Consider the following 20,182-nt stretch of genomic DNA (forward strand, 5'->3'; position numbering starts at 1 on the left):
AATTTGAACCGGTATAAATTAAAAAAATCTGCCGTCCCCTATCTGTTTCTGCTGCCGTTTATGGTAATTTACCTGCTGTTTTTTCTCTGGCCCGCTCTGTATTCTCTGGGCTTAAGCTTTTTCAAATACAGCGGTTACGGTGCGGCAAAGTGGGTGGGACTGCAGAACTATAAAAATCTTTTTAACTATGATACGATGTGGAAATGTCTGGGGAATACAGTCTTTTACTTTATTTTCAGCTTCATTCCAACCATGGCCTTCTCATTTTTACTGGCTCTGGCTGTCAAGTCAAAGTTTGTGGGACGGATGCGTTCCGTCTATAAACCACTTATTTTTCTTCCGCAGATCTGTGCGGTGGTTGCCAGCTCCCTCTGCTTTAAGATTATTTTTGGAGAGAGAGTTGGTGTCATCAATCAGATCCTCGGAAAGACGATTCCATTTTTGACCGATCCGGCCTGGATGCGCTGGACTGTGGTCACTCTGCTGTCCTGGAGGGGAATCGGCTGGTATTTTATCATCTATCTGTCCGGCCTGACGACCATTGGCGAGGACATCACGGAAGCCGCATCCATCGACGGAGCCAGCGGCCTGCAGAATTTATGGCACATTATTCTTCCGATGATGAAGCCGACCTTTATGGTGGCGTTTATCACCAATGCCATCGGTTCCTTTAAAATCTATACGGAGCCGAACCTTCTGCTGGCGCAGAACTACGATCCTTCCATGAAGGTAGCGCCCTATATTAACTTAATTATCAACAGCATGTCCGGCGGCCAGTTCGGAATGGCAGCGGCGGCCGGATGGATTCTGGTAGCTGTGATTCTGGTGCTGACGCTGATTCAGCTTAAAGTTTTGGGAGGTGACGAGGAATGACGAAAAGACAGGGGAAAATAATCCTGCTGAACGCGATTGTCATGATGGCCTGCTTCGCAGCCGTATTTCCGGTATTTATCATGATTTCCGGCTCCTTAAAGACAGCCCAGGAGCTGTATGGCAATTCGGCCGGATTTCCGGTTCATCCGACACTGGCGAATTTTAAGCGCCTGCTGAACTTCAATTCCGGCCTGATTCTGCGGACCTTTGGAAACTCCATCTTCGTGGCGGCCAGCTACACGGCGCTTTCCTGCCTTCTGGCTTCCATGGCAGGCTATGCCTTTGCCAAATTTAAATTCCGCGGAAGAAATGTTCTGTTTCTCATGCTTCTCATCACAATGATGATTCCGGCAGAGCTGAACATCACGCCGCTGTACCTGATCTTTTCCAAGATGAAATGGCTGAATACTTACCGGGTTCAGATCATTCCGGGGGCGGCCAATGTATTTGCCATGTTCCTGATGCGCCAGTATATGATGTCGATTCCCGATTCCCTGATTGAGGCCGCCAGGATCGACGGGGCCGGAGAGTGGAAAATCTTCTCGAAGATCGTCCTTCCAATTTCCTCCCCCTCCATTGGAGCGCTGGCGATTCTGCAGTTTTTAAGCAAATGGAATGAGCTTCTCTACCCTAAGATCATGCTGACGAAACAGAAGCTGATGCCGATCATGGTTATTCTCCCGACGTTGAACGAGACGGATTCCGCCCGTTCGGTGCCGTGGGAGCTGGTGCTTTCCGGCTGTACGCTGGTCACAATCCCTTTAATTATCGTATTCCTCATGTTCCAGGATAAATTCTTATCGAGTGTGACACTTGGGGCAGTAAAGGGATAAGGCAGCCCATATTTTATATTAAATGAAATGTCCGCAGGATTCGGACGGAAATGGAGACAAAGAATGAATAAGGTTGACAGAATAAGAGAGAAGATAGCCGCAGGAAAGCTGGTAAAGGGATTTTTCCTAAATATGGCCGACCCCATGGTGAGCGAGATGGCCGGATATATTGGATATGACTATGTTTGGATAGACGCGGAGCACGGGCCTCTGGACAGACAGGAGATATTTCATCACATCGTAGCGGCGCAGGGAGCAGGCTGTGCGGCATTTGTCAGGGTGCCGGGAGTCGATGTGAAGGCGATGAAAGCGATCCTCGATATGGGACCGGACGGAATTATATTCCCGTTTACCAATAACGCGGAGGTGGCGAAGGAGGCAGTCCGTTCCTGTTCCTACCCGGATCATGGCGGCGTGCGGGGCCAGGGACCGATCAGAGCGATCCGCTACGGTCTGATTGACGAAGATGAGTATATTCAGACGGCTTACGAGCGGGTATATAAGGTTATGCAGATCGAGACTCTGGAGGGATACGAGAACCTGGATGAAATCATGGAAGTAAATGGAATCGATTCTCTCTTCATCGGTGCGGCGGACCTGGGACGATCGATCAAAGGCCAGACCGGCGAGAAGAAGTATGAGCTTCCAGAGGTATACGATGACATCTGCCGGCGTGTCAGAGCCAAAGGCTTAACGCTGGGGGCAGCTATCGGAGCGACGAAGGAAGAAGCCGCGAAAGCCATGGGAAAAGGAATTCAGTGGGTGGTATTCGGACAGGATGCCAGGGTGCTGGCCGATGGTTTGAAGCGCAATTTTGATGAACTGGCGGAATTCTAGACCAGGGCCTGTTTGAAAGTGATTTTCAAATACGCCCTGGAGGTTCAGGAATGGAGGGAAAATATGAATTACATTGCGAAAACGGAACGATATGAGACAATGAAATACAACCGATGCGGGAAGAGCGGCCTGTTTCTTCCGGCCATGTCCCTTGGCTTGTGGCATAATTTTGGAAATACATCGGATTTTACCAACTGCCGGGAAATGCTGCTGGAATCATTTGACCGGGGCATTACACATTTTGATCTGGCCAATAATTACGGGCCGGAGGCCGGAAGCGCGGAGGAGACATTCGGGCGCGTGATCCATCAGGAATTAAAGGCTTACCGGGATGAGATGATTATCTCGACGAAGGCCGGATACTACATGTGGCCCGGACCATACGGGGAGTGGGGGTCCAAGAAGAACCTGGTGGCTTCTCTGGATCAGAGCCTGAAGCGCATGAACTTAGATTATGTGGATATTTATTACCACCACAGGCCGGACCCGGATACGCCGATGGAAGAGACGATGGATGCGCTGGCCGGGATCGTAAAGAGCGGAAAGGCGCTTTATGTGGGAATCTCCAACTATAACGCGGAACAGACGGCGGAGGCGGTGAGAATTCTGGAAGGCATGGGTATCCACTGTCTGATTCATCAGATGCAGCTGTCGATGATTCACCGTGAAAATGAGGCGGTTCTTGATGTGCTCAATGAAAATGGCGTCGGAGCAATCGCCTTTTCACCGCTTGCCCAGGGAATTCTGACTGGCAAATACATCGATGGCATTCCAGACGGTTCCAGAGCCGCCGGCGCCAGCGTGTTTCTGAATGCCAACCATGTGACCGGTTCTGTCCCGGTGATCACGAAACATTTAAAAGAGATATCCGACAGCCGCGGTCAGAGCCTGGCTCAGATGGCGCTGGCATGGGTTCTTCAGAAAAAGGGAATGACTTCGGTTGTAATCGGAGCCAGCCGTGCGGAACAGATCGTGGAGAATTTAAAGGCGATGGAGAAGCTGACGTTTTGCGGGGAAGAGTTGAGACGGATTGATGAAATTCTGTATGAGAGAGTTTAGGGAAGAGAGCGGATTCTATGGGAATCCGTTTTTTTTCGTTGACAGCAGGTAAAGAAAAGACTATAATATGTATATGCACGGTGTATATACATACATCTAAAGCACATCACACTAAACAAGGAGGAAAAGACATGCTATACCAAAGCGATTACATGGAAGAAAAAGCAATTCTCCAGACGGCTGCCCGAATGTGTGCGGCTGCGAGAACGGCGCCCAAAGCCCATGGCAGGGACACCCTGCATACGCTGGTGCTGACTGGAGAGGAGAAAGAGAATCTGGCGAAGAAGATGGAAGAAGTCGGCAGACGTGAGATGGGAGACGGAATGAACACATGGTATGGCCGCGACGCCGGCAATGTCCGCGCAGCCCAGGCCGTTGTTTTAATCGGAACAGACAGAAAGCAGCGCGGCGTCCCTCACTGTGGTTACTGCGGGTTTGGAGACTGCGGCGGCTGTAAAGATTCCGGCGGAAACTGTGCTTATACCTATGTCGATCTCGGTATAGCAGTCTCATCGGCGGTTTCGGCCGCCGCATCGGATAAGACGGACTGCCGCATCATGTACTCCGTGGGAAAGACAGCCGCCGAGATGGAGTACGGACACGACGCGGTGTGGCTGGGAATTCCGATATCCATTTCCGGGAAAAATATTTTCTTTGACCGCGGAGTTGTTCACGCGTAAAATAAAAGACAGAAGGAGAGATTGCTTATGTCTAAATTGTATAACAGTACCTGCTACTGTACAAATCTGAGAAGAAGTGCCAACGCGATGTCCGAGTTCTATGATTCGGCCCTAAAAGAGGCGGAGCTGACCATCTCGCAGTACTATCTTCTGGTCAATTTATCGAGACTCGGAAAGGCCAACATCACGCACTGGTCCGAGCAGGTGGGGCTGGATCGGAGTACGATGGTCAGGAATATCAAACCGCTCCAGTCCCGCGGTCTGATCGAAGGGACAGAAGGCCATGGAAAGACCTTCGCCCTGTCGGAGAAAGGCCGGCACGCCCTGGATACAGCGACGGTCATCTGGCAGCAGATGCAGGAAAAGATGGAACAATTCCTGGGAAAAGAGGACGCCGATGCCATCCTGCGGATCGGCAGCAGGCTGCAGGATCTGAAGGATTAAATGATTCTAAAAGTTTTGTTTTTTCACCATATTCCTTGCCATTCCGGCCGCCAGGAATTCGGCGATCGGGAAGCATACCCAGATACCGACCGGCCCCCAGATACGTGACAGGATAAATCCCAAAGGTATAATGATGACAATTTGCCGTATCAATGAGATGAGCAGGGATTTCTTCCCGCATCCCAACGCTTCAAACAGTCCGGCGTAGACGACGCTGACCGTCGATACAATAAATCCGAGGCTGATGATACGCAGAGCCGTGCTTCCCGGGCCAATGAGTGCCGGATCATCAATAAAGACAGCGAAGATCTGCTGGGGGAAGACAAGGGCTGCCAGAGTTCCGGCTGTCATAATGGCGACAACCAGCAGCATACTGCATCGGATAATTTTATGAAGCCTTTCCTTTTCCCCGGCTCCGTAATTATAGCCCGCGATAGGCCTGAGCGCCTGCACGATGCCGGAAGCAGGCGTGTATAAGAACGTCTGCAGCTTTAAGTAAATACCGAGGATAGCCACATAAATATCAGAAAATCCCGCAAGCATGAAATTTAAGATTCCCGACATGAGGGAAGGCGCGGCCAGCATTAAGGAAGACGGTATTCCAACGCTGTATATCTGTAAAATGGTACTCTTATCAAAAGAAAAGTATTTCGGGCTGATCTTAATTCCGATATCCTTTCTGCCGTAGATGATCAGATAAACAAGCAGAGAACAGAACTGCCCGGTCACGGTTGCCACCGCGGCGCCCGTGACGCCCATTGCAGGAAGGCCGAACAGCCCGAAAATCAGGATCGGATCGAGAATAATATTGGTGATGCATCCCACCAGCAGTGAAATCATGGTCAGGAACATGGCTCCCACAGACTGGAAGATCTTCTCAAAGCAAATATGAATCAGGCTTCCCGCAGAGAAACACAGGACGATATAAGAGTAGCGGCAGGCCCATGCAAGCGTCTGCGGATCGGAGGTGAATATGGAAAGGAATGGCTTCGTCACCAGTAAACCGAAGATAATGATCAGGATACAGTGAATAAAGGTAAGCCCCATTCCGATGGAGGCGGCTTTATTGGCTTCCTCCGGCTTCTGTTCCCCCAGTTTTCTGGCGATGACGGAGTTAATTCCCACGCCGACGCCGACGGAAAGAGACAGGACAATATTCTGGAGCGGGTATACGAGAGAGACCGCGGTCAGGGCCTCCGTTCCCAGCCGGGCCACGAAAATACTGTCTACAATGTTGTAAAGTGACTGGATTAGCATGGACAGCACCATAGGCGCCGCCATGGAAAGTAAAAGCGGAAATACCGGCTTTGTCTTCATAAAATCCTGTTTGTTCTGCATAAAATAACCTCCCTGAATCATCAATGACTGAAAACTGCTGAAAAATGGCAACAAAAAAACCATATGGTGGGCTGTTTAGTTCCAGAAACAGTAAACCATATGGTTCATTAAAATGGGGACGACAATCTATGCTCTGAGTCCATAAGTCCATAATCCAAACTCAACATAGCCTTGACATCTTATTCAATTTTATCTTCTTAAGGCATAATAACACATGAAAAATCAGGTGTCAATCGTTTTTTCACGATTTATTCGGCGTCTTCCCCGTAGAGCTCCGTCTCAATGATTCGAACTGCATCGGCAATACAGTCATTGCAGGAGCGGAGTACGCTGCCGGTATCCACGCCCTTTAATTCGCGGCAGATAACACTTCCGTTCTGATCCTTGAACTCATTTAAGCACTGTCTGGCGGCTTTGTAGGAGACCGCCTTGGAATCCGGATGATCGAGATGGACCGTACTGTTTTTCATACCGGCCAGAACGGCTGCGGCACCGATAGCCCCGCAGGTTCCATCCATGCTGCCCATACCCAGCCCCATACCTTCTGTTATACGGAACATGGTTTCCTCATCAAATCCCAGCTCGTCACAGAATGTACATGCAACAGACTGAGAGCAGTTATAACCGCGGTCATGTCTGCCCAGCGCTTCCTGTACTTTTTTTTCTATTTTATCTGACATAATAGTTCCTCCTGTAATCAGCAATAATTAAACTGTAACCAATATGATAACACTTACGAAAGAAAATGTCAATTCCTTTGAAATACATGATTCATCATCGGACGAACCAGGCCATAAACCAGGAGAGCCACCGGGGCATCTGCGGATTATGGGAGAGAAGGAAGTCCTGTACCATTGATATACTCCTGTTTTCGTGGCCAAGCAGCATCTGGTAGAGTCCTTTTGCTTCCTCCGTTCCGACTGCGGTCCTTGCAGAAACGGAAATCCCCACAGCAGCGTGTATCCCCATGGCAGCACAGCCGATGGCATAGATACCGATTGAGGAAAATCCCAATGCGAGTCCCCCAACAGCCACTATTCCGACAGAGAGCAGTCCTATGGCAGCGCCGCCCAGAGAAATAATACCGAAGCTCGCGGCGCCGAAACTCACGACTCCGACAGCCAGATCACCGGCAGCAAAGATCCCCTTTGCCACACAGGCGTTGTTGTATGGAAAAACACCAACATGAAAAAGCTTGCCAAAATGGATATGTACCAGCGGAATGCCGAAGATCGAAACACGGCTTTTATATTCGAACCCGGCGGGGGCATTGACGCTTTTCGATATCTGTTGAATAGTATCCTTCATTTCCAGAATATTTTTACGTATTTCTTCCTCGGAAGCCACGTTTTCCATCTTCAGAACAGGCTCCTGACTGTATGTCGGTTTTACAAAAGCAATATCCTGTCCTGATTCACGGACAAGTTCCCTTTCATCACGCACCAGATCATCTACTGGTACAGAAAACAAATTAGAAATCTGTATGATTTTCCCTAATTCCGGCATGGCCTGTCCTGATTCCCATTTACTGACAGACTGTCTTGAAATCCCAAGCAGATCAGCAAGCTGTTCCTGGGAATACCTCTTCATTTTTCTCAGAGACAGTAGTTTATCACAAAATCTCATATATTCGTCCTCCTGATTCCATCGTTTCTGGTCTGACTATATCAGTTTTTTTTCTTTTTTCAAGAACCTGAGAATTTGCAGATTGTCAACTCCTGGTTGCATGCCTGAAAAGCCGGGCAAATATCATATGGAATAAGAGGCCGCCTACGCAGATGGAAAGGAGATAAATGATGTTTCCAGGCAGAACCCCCAGCTTTTGTGAAATGGTGTAAAATACAGCCTGATTATTGGGATAGTAGGGGGAGATGTAGAACATATCCGCCTGACCGAGAGGTTTGGCCGTCACATTAATCAGTGTAGCGATTCCACAGCAGATCAGAAACAGCGGCAGTGTGCTGACGTAACCGGTAAAACTGGAATCGGATTCATGGGAAAATCCGATCAAAAGACCGATAAAGATCAGCAGGATATGCCACAGCAATCCGTGCAGCGTCAAAAACCAGTAAGGATGAAGCAGGCCGGAAGGCTCCGCCAGAGCCATAATACCTCCCAAAAGGTTAAAATCCTGCATAAAGGTCAGGATAATCAGCTGCAGCCTCCTGTTTTTTACGAGAGGCAGGAGCAGGCAGAAATACATGGGAAGGCTGCACAGCTGAAACGGGAAATACCACCAGTCGTATTGCTCCTGATTTACCACGTAATACAGGAACAGCTGCTTGTAAATCTCGCTTGCGGCCAGGATTACGCCGCAGAAAAACAGCAGCCGTATAAAAAATTTCCTCTCTGTTTTTCTGGAAAGAAAGTAAGCCGCCAGCACAGCCGCCAGGAAGCCCGCGGCCATAATACAGATATGAAAAGCAGAATACGGCCTGGGCGGAACCATGGGCCATGCTGTTTTTATAATAAATTCTTTCATTGTGATTACCTCAGTTGAATGCTCATCCAGTCTTTTTTGTGTCTTTCTAAAGTGTAATTCCAGTGGTGGGATAAGTCAATGGGAATCTTGCGGGAAGGATACACTGAACGGCTGGAGCGGCAGTTATCTGTTTTATGGCAAAAAATAACGCCCTGCTTTCTTGCAGAACGCTATTTTGCATTAACTTTCGGATTCCTGTCCATGAACCGAACTATGAAACAATTCTTCTAATATCAGATCCCTGTTTTTCAATGGAATCGATTCTTTCGTCAACAGGTTCCTGTAGAATTTTTCGACGTATTCTGTGGTTTCGCTGATTCCCATGCTGTAATTTGCGTAATTTGCACGGACCAGAGCATTTCGGAAGTAAAGGCTGTATTCTTTAAACAAGGTGTTATCAATTTGAAACCCCATGCTGTTTAAATAACATTCCATAAAAACTGCCGTTGACCTCGTATTTCCTTCCATAAATGGATGCGCCTGCCAGATCGAAGAAGTAAAGCGGGAAATCCGCTTAATTACCTGGTCCATATTCAGACCAGCGTAGCTCCGGCTTTTTTCTGTCTCAAAATCATACTCCAGCGTATCGATAAGTGCAGTATAGTTCGTGTACTTTACAGTTTCCCCGTTTAATACGGGTTCCTTTTTATAGATGTTCACATGTCGGAATTGTCCGGCATGATCGTAAAGATCTTTAAAAAGCTCCCGATGAATCGTCTTCAAAGAGTTTATTTGTACAGGGAATCCGGGACTGTCCAGAATCTGTGCGATTCTGGCTGATACGATATCCGCTTCTTTATTCCTCTGCATGATGTCTTCAGGCGATTCATTTTCATAGCGTTCATAGAGAAGCTCTTCTATATCTTCATAAGTAAGTTCCCCTTTGATATTCGATTCTGCAAGTTCAAATAAGTACCTGGTTGGAGTCAGGCCGTCTACCTTTTGCAGCCCTGTCGCAGCTTCCCAATAACTTCGTTTCTGCACAGTATCCTTTGTCTCTTTATAAACCTCATAATCCCGATTCGGCACGCTGTCCTCCTCCTTCCTGATTTCTTTTTTATAGAGAAATTATAGCATGCGGCTTAATCTTTCACAAGGGGATGTGCGGCGGCTGTGTTTGACAGTCGAATTCAACTTATGCTAAACTATCAATAACTTTCAGAATAATTAAAAGGAGACAGATACTATGACGAAACCCTGGCGCCGGAGAAAGCCGGTCCTTATACGGAACGGGTGATTGGAGAGCTGTCGGGCGAGTATTATCGAATTATGGCTGGTGAGGAGATGAAGGCTGAAGACCAGCCGGGAAATCTTAAAAGATATTACAGGAGAAGATTTTAATCCCCGGTACTATACTTAATAGCTGAAAGAAAAATACAGCCACCTGTATGATTTATAAAAAATCGTCCCGGATTGCTGTTATAAAGGGATAAGTCATTGAGAATCAAGATAAAATAAGACTTGAATAATTTCAAAAATGCTATATAATGTATAACTGATACTTATTTCTATATTTATGCAAAAAAAGTGCATATAATGAGGAGGATTCATTATGAAAAAGAACGTGTTAGTACTTGCGGCGGCCGTATGCATGGCAGCAGCACTTACCGCCTGCGGAAGCTCAAAATCCGCTACAGAGACAACAACTGCAGGAGCAGCAGATACCACAACGGCAGCGGCCGAGAAGACAGAAAGCACCGGCGGCAAGATCGTTATGGTAACGAATGCCGAGTTCCCGCCATATGAGTACCATGAGAATGACACCATTGTTGGTATCGATGCCGACATTGCAAGAGCAGTTGCTGAGCAGATGGGAATGGAACTGGAGATCCAGGATATGGCATTCGATTCTCTGATTCCGGCGATCCAGTCCGGAAAGGCTGATTTTGCGGCAGCTGGTATGACTGTAAACGAAGACCGTTTAAAGAATGTGGACTTTACTGATACCTACGCACAGGCTGCACAGGTAATCATTGTTACGAAAGACAGCCCGATCGCTTCTCCGGATGATTTAACAGGCAAGAAGATCGGCGTTCAGACCGGTACGACCGGCGATATCTACGCGGACGACGTCGAGAACGCGGAAGTGCAGAGATTTAACAAGGGCATGGAAGCCGTTATGGCGTTAAACCAGGGCAAGATCGACGCGGTTATCATCGACCGTGAGCCTGCGAAGGTGTTCGTGAAAGAGAACGAAGGCTTAAAGATCTTAGACGAAGCATTTACAGAGGAAGAGTATGCAATCGCTGTAAAGAAGGGCAACACCGAACTGCTTGATAAGATGAATGCCGCGATCAAGGAATTAAAGGAATCCGGCGAGTTACAGAAGATCGTAGATAAGTATATTACCGCAGAATAATATAAAGGAAGAGTGCCATGTGGGAAAAATTAGTCGCTGACTTTTATCAGAATTTTATAGAGGACAACCGCTGGAAATACATTACGGATGGGCTGCAGAATACCCTGAAAATTACATTTTTTGCCGTTCTCATCGGAATCGTGCTGGGATTTCTGGTTGCAATTATCCGTTCTACTTACGAGAACACTCACAGGCTGAAGATACTGAATGCAGTCTGCAGCGTATATCTGACGGTAATCCGCGGAACGCCGGTGGTTGTTCAGCTGATGATCGTATACTTTGTTGTCTTTGTCACGGTTAATCCGGGTATGGTTCCGACGGCGATTTTGGCCTTCGGTATCAACTCCGGCGCCTACGTGGCCGAAATCTTCCGAAGCGGCATCAGCTCCATCGAGAGAGGCCAGTTTGAGGCAGGGCGAAGCTTAGGCTTCAACTACGCGCAGACCATGTGGTATATCATCATGCCGCAGGCGTTTAAAAACGTGGTTCCGACGCTGGCCAACGAGTTTATCGTGCTGCTGAAGGAGACTTCCGTAGCCGGTTACATCGGTCTGCAGGATCTGACCAAGGGCGGCGATATCATTAAGAGCCGTACGTATTCCGCGTTCATGCCGCTGATCGCGGTGGCTCTGATTTATCTTTGCATGGTTATGATCTTTTCTTACCTTGTAAAATTACTGGAGAGGAGGCTGCGCAGAAGTGAGCACTAGAGAAAAACGTATAGAAGAGCCTCTGATTCAGGTACAGAACTTAGGCAAGAAATTCGGAAGCATGGAGGTCTTAAAGGACATCACGGTTGACATCTACAAAGGTGACGTCGTGTGTGTAATCGGACCCTCCGGATCTGGAAAGAGTACCTTTCTCCGCTGTTTAAACAGACTGGAGGAGCCGACATCGGGCCATATCCTGTTTGAGGGAACCGATATTACCGATAAGAAGACGGATATCGACCGCCACCGCCAGAAGATGGGGATGGTGTTCCAGCAGTTCAACCTGTTTCCGCACATGACGATCTTAAAGAATCTGACCCTGGCGCCGGTTAAGCTTCAGGGACGGAGCGAGGAGGAGGCAAAGAACCAGGCCATGGCGCTCCTCGACAAGGTCGGCTTAGCGGACCGGTGCAATGCATATCCGAACCAGTTATCCGGCGGACAGAAGCAGCGAATTGCCATTGTCCGCGCCCTGTGTATGAACCCGGACGTTATGCTCTTTGACGAACCGACGTCTGCGCTCGATCCTGAGATGGTAGGCGAGGTGTTAAACGTTATGAGGGATTTGGCGAACGAGAAGATGACCATGGTGGTGGTTACCCATGAGATGGGCTTCGCCAGAGAAGTTGCCACCCGCGTCATGTTCATGGACGGCGGATATTTTCTGGAGGAGAATGAACCGAAGGAATTCTTCGAGCATCCGGAGAATGAGAGGCTTAAGGGCTTTTTAGGCAAGGTTCTGTAGTGTACAGGAATGTAGGAATCTGTTAAAATATAATATAGAAAAGACGTTGTTTCCGATCGGCTTCACCGGTCTGGAAACAACGTCTTTTTTAATACTGAAAGCGGGACTCCGAATTAATCAGTTCCTGCAGCGCATCTTCCTGTTCAATCGCGATTCCCGACGGCGTCTTCGTCACAAATCCCTGCTGTTTCAGCTTCGCCATGATCCGCGACACGGTTACGGAGTGGCAGCCCAGATACTTGGCCATCTCAGCGTATGTAAAAAAGCGGGGGACGACCCGCGTCCCGCCTCTGAGCTGCGATACTTCAAAAAGCAGATGACACAGCCGGACCACGACCGATTCCTCCTGCATTAAGTGGAAATGGATCAGGGCGTCATTATAATTGTCCGCCAGCGTCTCCATGAGAAACGCGTTAAACTCCCGGTTGCTTAAGATCAGCTCCTGAAAGGTGCAGTAGGGGATCTGGTACAGGGTGCAGGTGGTTTTGGTAACCACCGAAAATTCCGGCGCGCTGGCATTGAGCCGTTCGGCGCTGACGACAAACTGGTTAAAGCCGATGAGGCGGTACGGGCGGAAGTATAGGTATACTTTTTCCTCTCCCTGCTTCGTGATGCTGTTGAGTGCACAGATGCCTTCTTCCAATAGATACACGTAGTTTGATATATACTTGTCATACTTTTTATTGAGAACAATGTCTTTCGGCATTGTGATACGCGTTCCGCTGTCTGTGATGATTTTTAAGAGCGACTCCTTCATGTTTTCTCCGTTCCTTGCGATAGTAATAAAAGATCGGATTTAGTATATCATAATTTTGTCAAAATAACCAGATTTATAACCTGTGTTATTTTTCTATGAGCAGATATATGATAAAATTAGATCAACAATGCAGGGGAGTAAATGAGCCGGAAAAGTAAAAAAGATATGCTTTCGGGTCTTATTGTGCCCTTATTGTTATATTTTTCACAATATGGTAGAAAAGGGGTTTCAAGACATGGCGAATCAAAATGAGCGTAAGAGAGAAAAAATGTTTTTAATTCATTCTCTGATCGGTGTAGGAATTATGGTATTTTTCCGTTTCCTCCCGCTGAATCTCCCGGAAGTTACTTCGGTTGGTATGGAAGTATTGGGAATCTTTATCGGAACACTTTATCTTTGGACATTCGTAGATCCGCTTTGGGGGAGCCTGATGTCCATCGCTATGGTTGGCTTATCCAATTATATGCCGATGGCGGGCCTGCTTAAGGAAGCATTCGGAGCACCGGTTGTGGCTCAGGTATTTTTCCTGCTGATCATGGCAGGCGGTCTTGTATATTATAAGATCACACTTTACATAGGCCGTTTCTTTTTAACGAGAAAATTCACGAATGGCAAGCCCTGGCTGCTTACCTTCGTCATCTGTCTGGGCTGCTACTTCCTCGGTGGTTTTATCAGCCCGTTTACTGCGATCTTCTTATTCTGGCCTGTCCTCTACGATGTATTTGAGGAAGTTGGCTATAAGAAGGGCGATGCGCTGCCTCGTGTCATGCTGACCCTGGTGGTTGTCGCAGCTCTGATCGGTTTCCCGATGGCACCGTTCGCCCAGAATGGTCTGGCGCTGCTCACAAACTTTACCAACATTACGGCAAACCTTCCGGGAGGTCCGGTTGTTGTCAATAATGCGGCTTACATGGCCGTGGCCATTATACTTGGTCTCATTATGATCGTGGCTAATATTCTGTTTGCAAAGTTTGTTATTCGCCCGGATGTGACAAAGTTAAAGAATTACGATGTCGATATGCTGAATAAGAATCCGCTTCCGCCTATGGAACCGAGACAGAAGGTCATCGGCATAAGCTTTGTGATTCTGATTCTGGGTATGCTTCTTCCGAGCCTTTTCCCAACTTTACCGGGAATGGCATTTCTTTCCTCCAACAGCCTCGGTCTGGCTCTTCTGATGGTAGCCATTCTGGGAGCAATCCGTATCAAGGGAAAGAGCGTTTTAGAGATTCCGCAGGTTATGGCCACCAACTTTAACTGGGGCGCATACTTTATCATCGTTGCCGCGATCCTGCTGGGCAGCGTGCTGACCAGTGACAATACCGGTGTTTCCGCTTTCTTAAGCGTCGTACTTTCCCCGATTTTCCAGGGAATGTCACCGATGGTCTTCACCGTTCTTTTAATGGCGATGGCGGTTCTTTTAACCAACCTCTGCAACAGCCTGGTAATCGGTATGATTCTGCAGCCGGTTATCGTTACATATTGTACACAGACCGGAGCCAACCCGGCACCGATCGTTACGCTGTTAATTATCTTTGTACTGTTATCGGCGGCTATTACACCGGCAGCTTCCCCGTTTGCGGCGATCCTGCACAGCAACAAGGAATGGGTTCCGACCAAGTACGTTTACCAGTATACGATTCCATTCGTCATTCTGGAACTGATTATCGTTCTTGTGATCGGTGTCCCGTTAGCAAATCTGTTAATGTAAGTTTAGAAAGGAGTTATGTATCATGGCACAGTATGATGTAATTATTGTTGGCGCGGGTCCTGCCGGTATGACGGCGGCAATCTACGCGGCGAGAGCGGATATGAATGTTCTGCTTCTCGACAAGCTGGCCCCGGGCGGACAGATTATCAATACAAATGAAATTCAGAACTATCCGGGGGTCGGAACGATCAACGGAGCAGAGCTTGCGTATCAGATGTTTGAGCATACACAGCAGTTTGACAATATCGCGTTCGACTACGGCACGGTAAAGAGCATCACGGACGAAGGAAAAGTAAAGAGAGTCCTCTGTGAGGAGGATGACAAGGAATTCACGGCGAAGGCCATTATCCTTGCTACCGGAACGAGACCGAGATGCCTCGATATCCCGGGAGAAGATAAGTTCCGCGGCAACGGAATCAGCTGGTGCGCTATCTGTGACGGAGCCCAGTACCGCGACCGTGACGTTGTGGTAATCGGCGGAGGCAATTCCGCGGTGGAGGAATCCATATTCCTTGCCGGCATCGTAAAATCACTGACGATTGTAACCATGTTTGATTTGACGGCTGATCCGATGGCCTGCGACAAGCTTCGCGCCATGGACCACGTAACCGTTTATCCATACCAGGATATCCTGGAATTTACCGGAGACACGAAGCTGACCGGCGTTCATTTCAAGTCCACGAAGACCGGCGAGGAGAACACGGTTTCCTGTGACGGCGTATTCGAATATATCGGACTCACACCAACCACAGAATTTTTAAAGGATTTAGGCGTGTTAAACCAGTTCGGCTATGTGGAAGTAGACGAGAAGATGCACACAAAGGCAGCCGGTATCTACGGAGCCGGAGACTGTGTGACCAAGAACCTGCGCCAGGTAATCACTGCCTGTGCGGATGGCGCGATCGCAGCTCAGGAAGCTTCCCACTACGTTCAGAATTTAGAAGATTAAACAACGATTCATGCCCGCCTGTTTTCCTGTGACGAACGATAACGGAATTTTATTGTAAGATAAAAATTTAGAATTTTACTTTATTGTTATTTTGCAATAGAATAGAGTTAGTATGTTTAGAATGGGAAAACAGTGTGGAGTTCATACAAAAGGAAAGGAAGAAAGATTATGTTAAAGGAAGTAAACAGCGAAGAATTTAAGGAACTGGCCGGAAAAGGCCTGGTACTGGCGGACTTTTTTTCAACCACCTGTGGACCCTGTAAGATGTTGGGATTTGTATTGAAAGATGTAGAGAAGGAATTCGGCGACGACTTAACCATTTTAAAGGTTGATTTCGACCAGAACAAAGATTTGACAGCAGAATATGGCGTGACAGGATACCCAACCCTGGTTCTTTTAAAGGAAGGCGAGGAAGTAGGACGTCTTCAGGGCTTACAGCAGAAACCGGTTATCATCAAGCTGGTAGAGGAACACAAATAAGAACCTAACGAATAAGAACAGATACGGGGAGGTATCATCATGTCAGTAAAATATTCATTTGAAGATCATATTGTAAACAGACAGTACGAAGCAGAGCAGGAGATGTTAAAGGAATTCGAAGCAGGCAATTACACAATTGCCAATCCGCTCGTAAAATATAACGCTTATCTTGTCAATCCGTTATCCGCGGTTGTATGTTTCCATACAGAAAAGGAAACAGCCATCACCGTTACCGTGCTTGGCAAGACACCACAGGGCAATATCAGCCACACATTCCCGAAGGCAAAGAAGCACGTGCTTCCGATCGTAGGTCTGTATTCTGATTATCAGAACAGAGTTGAGATCAGAGCTTACCGCGGCGAGTCCAACATCATCACCATCGATGTACCGGATGTGTTTGACGGCAAGGAAGTAATCTATTCCATGGATACGACTCCTGAGTATTTACAGGACAACATCATCTTAGTATCTCCGGCAGGCGAGGATCTGGCAGTTGGATTCGACTACGCAGGCGATGCAAGATGGCATATGACGATTCCATGTGTATTCGATGTAAAGAGACTGAAAAACGGCAACTTAATCATGGGTTCCCACCGGGTAATCCAGATGCCTTACTATATGTCCGGTTTATACGAGATCAGCCCATGCGGAAAGATCTACAAGGAATTCCGTCTTCCGGGCGGCTACCATCACGATGAGTTCGAGATGGAGGACGGCAATCTCTTAAGCCTGACAGACGATTTAACCAGCGAGACAGTAGAAGATATGTGCGTTCTGATCGACCGCAATACAGGCGAGATCTTAAAGACCTGGGACTACAAGAAGTTCCTCGATCCAAAGAAGGTAAGCAAGTCCGGCAGCTGGTCTGACCATGACTGGTTCCACAACAACGCCGTATGGTACGACAAGAATACCAATTCCTTAACCTTCTCAGGACGTCATATCGATTCCATGGTAAACATCGATTATGAGACCGGAGAACTGAACTGGATCATCGGCGATCCGGAAGGATGGCCGGAAGAGATGCAGAAGTACTTCTTCAAGCCAGTCGGCAATAACTTCGGATGGCAGTATGAGCAGCATGCCTGCGTCATCACACCTGACGGCGATGTTATGTGCTTTGACAACCATCACTACGGTTCCAAGAACCCGGAGAAATATCTGGCAGCTAAGGATAACTATTCCAGAGGCGTTCGTTACAAAATCAACACCGATGACATGACCATCGAGCAGGTATGGCAGTACGGCAAGGACAGAGGAGCAGAATTCTTCTCCCCATACATCTGTAACGTAGAGTACTACAACGAAGGACACTACATGGTTCATTCCGGCGGTATCGCATACGACACAGAAGGCAATCCTTCCGAGGCGCTGGGCGCATTTGCAAAGGATCAGGGCGGCCGTCTGGAGAGTATCACGGTTGAGATCTGTGACAACAAGAAGATGCTTGATTTACACGTACCGGGCAACTATTACCGCGGCGAGAAGCTGAAATTATACAGCGACGGCATCAACTTAGAGCTTGGCAAGGGCCAGATTTTAGGCGAGATGGGCGTTACGAAGGAATTCGATACCGAGATCCCGTTAGATCCGTCAGGCGAGATGCTTCCGGAGAGCTGCAACGCGAGAATCGAAGACGAGATCGACCGTTTCACATTCTTCTCCCGTTTCGAGAAAGGCCAGCTGGTTATGCTTCTGTTAGAGCAGGGCGAAGAGGTTCACCGCTACTTCATCTCCACAACGGCGGTTCCGTTCCTGGCGATGTGCTGCGGTACATTCCTCGATTCCGACGACAGAAATACGAGAACCAACATCAATAAGACAGGATTAAAAGGTACCTATGATCTTCGCGTTATTATCGATGACAAGAAGTATGAGACAGGCGTTACGATCAGCTGTTAATCATCAGGATCTGACACTGTTACAGGATGCAAGAAGACACATATAGACTGCAGGAGGGGGCCGCGATTTAAAGACGTCCCCCCTTCGCAGGTTTTCAGGAGGGTTTATGGGAGTTTTATACAAAGAAGTAAAACATATCATTGACCAGCAGTATGAGGCGGAATCAAAATTTCTGGAGGAGTACGGAAAGGAATGCCATACCATCGCCAATCCTTTCGTTGTGCTCAATCCATATCTGATTGCGCCTCTTACCGCGCTTGTCATGTTTGAGAGTGAAAAACCGGCTTTCGCCAAGGTTACGGTGAAAGGGAAAGAGGCGGCGGGAGATTATATGTACCGCCCGAAATCAGACGCAAGAAAGATGGTTCTTCCGATATACGGCCTTTATGAGGACTATGAGAATACCGTAGTCATCGAGCTGAGCACAGGGGAGACCGCGACTCTTAAGATCGTGACAGAGAAGGCTTCCGAACAGTTAAAGAAGCCAACCTCCATCGAAACCACGCCGGAGTACATGGAAGACAACGTCATGATGGTAAGTCCGACTTCACCGGCTTATACGGCGGCTTACGACTATGCGGGGGACGCGCGCTGGTATAACACGCTGAATCTGGCCTTTGATTTAAAGCGTGTCCGCAACGGACGCCTTTTTGTGGGAACCGACCGTCTGGTGGCTCCGCCTTACCATACCACCGGCATCTACGAGATGGGAATGATCGGAAAGATCTATAAGGAATTCCGTATTCCGGGCGGCTATCACCATGATGAGTGGGAGATGGAAAATGGAGATATTTTGATCTTGACCCAGTATCTGGCCCGTGGTACCGTAGAAGATGCATGTGTCATGGTAGACAGAAATACCGGCGAGATCTTAAAGGAATGGGATCATCAGGACGTGCTTCCTGTTTACCCGGTCGGCGGCTCCGGAAGCCAGGATGCACACGACTGGTTCCATAACAATGCGGTATGGTACGACAAGAAGACGAATTCTCTCACCTTCTCCGGACGCCATCAGGATATCATCATCAACCGTGATTTTGAGACCGGGAAGCTGAACTGGATCATCGGTGATCCGACCGGCTGGCCGGAAGACATGCAGAAGTATTTCTTCAAACCGGTCGGCGGGGATTTCGACTGGCAGTATGAGCAGCACGCCTGCATGGTGCTTCCAAACGGCGATATCATGTGCTTCGACAACGGCCACTGGCGCTCCAAGGAGAAGGAACACTACGTGGACGCGAAGGATAACTTCTCCCGCGGTGTGATCTATCACATCGACACGGACAACATGACGATCGAGCAGGTATGGCAGTACGGAAAAGAGAGAGGCGCCGAGTTCTTCTCCTGCTACATATGCAACTGTGAGTACTATGAGAGAGGCCATTATCTCGTTCATTCCGGCGGTATCGGCAAGCTGAACGGAGAATGGATGAACATGCCTGGCGCAGGTATGACGGCGGCCATCGACGATGGATCGGCTGAACTCAGTTCCATCACCGTAGAGGTGAAGGACGATGTCGTTCTGTATGAGATGCATCTGCCGGCCAACTACTACCGTGCGGAGAAGCTCCACTTATACGACGAGGGCGATGCAGTGTCCTTCGGACGCGGGGAGATTCTTGGAAGTATCGGTATGACTGAGGAATTCCTGACAGAAGTACCTGCAGAAGACGGCGGCATGGTTCCGGATTCCTATAAGACGAAGATCGCAAAGGAAGCGGACCGCCTTGTATTTAAGGCAAGCTTTGAAAAGGGCACGCTGGTCATGCTGAATTTAGAGGGCGAAAACGGAAGCCCGACACGTCACTACTTTGTTCCAACCACAAAGCGCCCGTTCCTGGCCATGTGCGTAGGCACATTCCTGGAACACGATGAGAGAGCCGTGGAATTCCCTGTCAGCGGTGAGGGAATAGAAGGAACATATAAAGTTACCGTTACCATCGATGAAAAGAAATATGATACAGGAGTTACAGTAAACTTCTAAACAATTTCTTTATCATACCAACGAGACTGAAGGAGTCAA

At 48.2% G+C, this 20,182-nt stretch carries 20 protein-coding genes; 14 read left to right on the forward strand and 6 right to left on the reverse strand.

Annotated elements, in window-relative coordinates; translation table 11 throughout:
• The first annotated feature begins 3 nt into the window (after positions 1-3).
• The 6 genes from H8S80_RS00085 (at position 4) to H8S80_RS00110 (ending at position 4,726) form a co-directional block, all read left to right on the forward strand.
• A complete protein-coding gene (locus H8S80_RS00085; protein ID WP_002600933.1) occupies positions 4-873 on the forward strand; it encodes a carbohydrate ABC transporter permease in 870 nt (289 codons plus the stop codon).
• A complete protein-coding gene (locus H8S80_RS00090; RefSeq protein ID WP_117620935.1) occupies positions 870-1,706 on the forward strand; it encodes a carbohydrate ABC transporter permease in 837 nt (278 codons plus the stop codon). The genes H8S80_RS00085 and H8S80_RS00090 overlap by 4 nt, the downstream gene beginning before the upstream one ends.
• A gap of 63 nt (positions 1,707-1,769) precedes the next feature.
• Positions 1,770-2,543: an HpcH/HpaI aldolase family protein gene (locus H8S80_RS00095; RefSeq protein ID WP_025532287.1), complete on the forward strand. Its 774-nt coding sequence runs from the start codon at positions 1,770-1,772 to the stop codon at positions 2,541-2,543.
• Between the two features lie 63 nt (positions 2,544-2,606).
• Positions 2,607-3,602, forward strand: coding sequence for an aldo/keto reductase (locus tag H8S80_RS00100; RefSeq protein ID WP_117631331.1), 996 nt, complete (start codon positions 2,607-2,609; stop codon positions 3,600-3,602).
• A gap of 131 nt (positions 3,603-3,733) precedes the next feature.
• Positions 3,734-4,282 carry a ferredoxin domain-containing protein gene (locus H8S80_RS00105; protein WP_117631333.1) on the forward strand — a complete coding sequence of 183 codons (549 nt, stop codon included), beginning with the start codon at positions 3,734-3,736 and terminating at the stop codon, positions 4,280-4,282.
• Positions 4,283-4,309: 27 nt separating this feature from the next.
• The gene (locus H8S80_RS00110) at positions 4,310-4,726 is read left to right on the forward strand and encodes a MarR family winged helix-turn-helix transcriptional regulator (protein WP_117631335.1); all 417 of its coding nucleotides are present in this window, start codon (positions 4,310-4,312) and stop codon (positions 4,724-4,726) included.
• A gap of 6 nt (positions 4,727-4,732) precedes the next feature.
• On the opposite strand, the gene H8S80_RS00115 is transcribed toward H8S80_RS00110, so the two are convergent.
• The 5 genes from H8S80_RS00115 to H8S80_RS00135 all read right to left on the reverse strand — a co-directional run bounded on the left by H8S80_RS00115 (position 4,733) and on the right by H8S80_RS00135 (position 9,575).
• Entirely contained in the window at positions 4,733-6,064 is a 1,332-nt protein-coding gene (locus H8S80_RS00115; RefSeq protein ID WP_117631337.1) for an MATE family efflux transporter, read from the reverse strand.
• A gap of 248 nt (positions 6,065-6,312) precedes the next feature.
• Positions 6,313-6,744 (reverse strand): C-GCAxxG-C-C family protein, encoded by a 432-nt coding sequence (locus H8S80_RS00120; protein ID WP_117620928.1) that lies wholly within the window; start codon positions 6,742-6,744, stop codon positions 6,313-6,315.
• A gap of 94 nt (positions 6,745-6,838) precedes the next feature.
• On the reverse strand, positions 6,839-7,690 hold the full coding sequence (locus tag H8S80_RS00125; protein WP_117631339.1) for a helix-turn-helix domain-containing protein: 852 nt from the start codon (positions 7,688-7,690) through the stop codon (positions 6,839-6,841).
• Positions 7,691-7,775: 85 nt separating this feature from the next.
• Positions 7,776-8,546, reverse strand: coding sequence for a TMEM164 family acyltransferase (locus H8S80_RS00130; RefSeq protein ID WP_117631341.1), 771 nt, complete (start codon positions 8,544-8,546; stop codon positions 7,776-7,778).
• 180 nt (positions 8,547-8,726) lie between these two features.
• Positions 8,727-9,575, reverse strand: coding sequence for a Fic family protein (locus H8S80_RS00135; RefSeq protein WP_117631343.1), 849 nt, complete (start codon positions 9,573-9,575; stop codon positions 8,727-8,729).
• Positions 9,576-10,098: 523 nt separating this feature from the next.
• Between H8S80_RS00135 and H8S80_RS00140 the strand changes: the two genes are divergently transcribed.
• The 3 genes from H8S80_RS00140 (at position 10,099) to H8S80_RS00150 (ending at position 12,360) form a co-directional block, all read left to right on the forward strand.
• A complete protein-coding gene (locus H8S80_RS00140; RefSeq protein ID WP_117631345.1) occupies positions 10,099-10,905 on the forward strand; it encodes a basic amino acid ABC transporter substrate-binding protein in 807 nt (268 codons plus the stop codon).
• Positions 10,906-10,922: 17 nt separating this feature from the next.
• Positions 10,923-11,615, forward strand: a complete 693-nt coding sequence (locus tag H8S80_RS00145; RefSeq protein WP_002600914.1) for an amino acid ABC transporter permease — start codon at positions 10,923-10,925, stop codon at positions 11,613-11,615.
• Between the two features lie 61 nt (positions 11,616-11,676).
• Positions 11,677-12,360, forward strand: a complete 684-nt coding sequence (locus tag H8S80_RS00150) for an amino acid ABC transporter ATP-binding protein (RefSeq protein ID WP_278245164.1) — start codon at positions 11,677-11,679, stop codon at positions 12,358-12,360.
• A gap of 88 nt (positions 12,361-12,448) precedes the next feature.
• On the opposite strand, the gene H8S80_RS00155 is transcribed toward H8S80_RS00150, so the two are convergent.
• Positions 12,449-13,117, reverse strand: coding sequence for a Crp/Fnr family transcriptional regulator (locus H8S80_RS00155; protein ID WP_002600912.1), 669 nt, complete (start codon positions 13,115-13,117; stop codon positions 12,449-12,451).
• Between the two features lie 235 nt (positions 13,118-13,352).
• Between H8S80_RS00155 and H8S80_RS00160 the strand changes: the two genes are divergently transcribed.
• The 5 genes from H8S80_RS00160 to H8S80_RS00180 all read left to right on the forward strand — a co-directional run bounded on the left by H8S80_RS00160 (position 13,353) and on the right by H8S80_RS00180 (position 20,143).
• A complete protein-coding gene (locus H8S80_RS00160; protein WP_002600911.1) occupies positions 13,353-14,828 on the forward strand; it encodes an SLC13 family permease in 1,476 nt (491 codons plus the stop codon).
• A 19-nt stretch (positions 14,829-14,847) separates the two neighbouring features.
• Positions 14,848-15,777, forward strand: coding sequence for an NAD(P)/FAD-dependent oxidoreductase (locus H8S80_RS00165; protein WP_278245163.1), 930 nt, complete (start codon positions 14,848-14,850; stop codon positions 15,775-15,777).
• A 168-nt stretch (positions 15,778-15,945) separates the two neighbouring features.
• On the forward strand, positions 15,946-16,257 hold the full coding sequence (locus tag H8S80_RS00170; RefSeq protein ID WP_002600909.1) for a thioredoxin family protein: 312 nt from the start codon (positions 15,946-15,948) through the stop codon (positions 16,255-16,257).
• Positions 16,258-16,296: 39 nt separating this feature from the next.
• Positions 16,297-18,159, forward strand: coding sequence for an aryl-sulfate sulfotransferase (locus H8S80_RS00175; RefSeq protein WP_117631347.1), 1,863 nt, complete (start codon positions 16,297-16,299; stop codon positions 18,157-18,159).
• Positions 18,160-18,265: 106 nt separating this feature from the next.
• Positions 18,266-20,143, forward strand: a complete 1,878-nt coding sequence (locus tag H8S80_RS00180) for an aryl-sulfate sulfotransferase (RefSeq protein WP_117631349.1) — start codon at positions 18,266-18,268, stop codon at positions 20,141-20,143.
• Positions 20,144-20,182 lie beyond the last annotated feature (39 nt).

It is taken from the genome of Hungatella sp. L36 (assembly GCF_014288035.1).

Bases quoted from the DNA above. Each gene is read 5' to 3' on its own strand.
- H8S80_RS00090 (WP_117620935.1), top strand. From the start codon at position 870: ATGACGAAAAGACAGGGGAAAATAATCCTGCTGAACGCGATTGTCATG.
- H8S80_RS00095 (WP_025532287.1), top strand. From the start codon at position 1,770: ATGAATAAGGTTGACAGAATAAGAGAGAAGATAGCCGCAGGAAAGCTG.
- H8S80_RS00100 (WP_117631331.1), top strand. From the start codon at position 2,607: ATGAATTACATTGCGAAAACGGAACGATATGAGACAATGAAATACAAC.
- H8S80_RS00105 (WP_117631333.1), top strand. From the start codon at position 3,734: ATGCTATACCAAAGCGATTACATGGAAGAAAAAGCAATTCTCCAGACG.
- H8S80_RS00110 (WP_117631335.1), top strand. From the start codon at position 4,310: ATGTCTAAATTGTATAACAGTACCTGCTACTGTACAAATCTGAGAAGA.
- H8S80_RS00115 (WP_117631337.1), bottom strand. From the start codon at position 6,064: ATGCAGAACAAACAGGATTTTATGAAGACAAAGCCGGTATTTCCGCTT.
- H8S80_RS00120 (WP_117620928.1), bottom strand. From the start codon at position 6,744: ATGTCAGATAAAATAGAAAAAAAAGTACAGGAAGCGCTGGGCAGACAT.
- H8S80_RS00125 (WP_117631339.1), bottom strand. From the start codon at position 7,690: ATGAGATTTTGTGATAAACTACTGTCTCTGAGAAAAATGAAGAGGTAT.
- H8S80_RS00130 (WP_117631341.1), bottom strand. From the start codon at position 8,546: ATGAAAGAATTTATTATAAAAACAGCATGGCCCATGGTTCCGCCCAGG.
- H8S80_RS00140 (WP_117631345.1), top strand. From the start codon at position 10,099: ATGAAAAAGAACGTGTTAGTACTTGCGGCGGCCGTATGCATGGCAGCA.
- H8S80_RS00145 (WP_002600914.1), top strand. From the start codon at position 10,923: ATGTGGGAAAAATTAGTCGCTGACTTTTATCAGAATTTTATAGAGGAC.
- H8S80_RS00150 (WP_278245164.1), top strand. From the start codon at position 11,677: ATGGAGGTCTTAAAGGACATCACGGTTGACATCTACAAAGGTGACGTC.
- H8S80_RS00155 (WP_002600912.1), bottom strand. From the start codon at position 13,117: ATGAAGGAGTCGCTCTTAAAAATCATCACAGACAGCGGAACGCGTATC.
- H8S80_RS00160 (WP_002600911.1), top strand. From the start codon at position 13,353: ATGGCGAATCAAAATGAGCGTAAGAGAGAAAAAATGTTTTTAATTCAT.
- H8S80_RS00170 (WP_002600909.1), top strand. From the start codon at position 15,946: ATGTTAAAGGAAGTAAACAGCGAAGAATTTAAGGAACTGGCCGGAAAA.
- H8S80_RS00175 (WP_117631347.1), top strand. From the start codon at position 16,297: ATGTCAGTAAAATATTCATTTGAAGATCATATTGTAAACAGACAGTAC.
- H8S80_RS00180 (WP_117631349.1), top strand. From the start codon at position 18,266: ATGGGAGTTTTATACAAAGAAGTAAAACATATCATTGACCAGCAGTAT.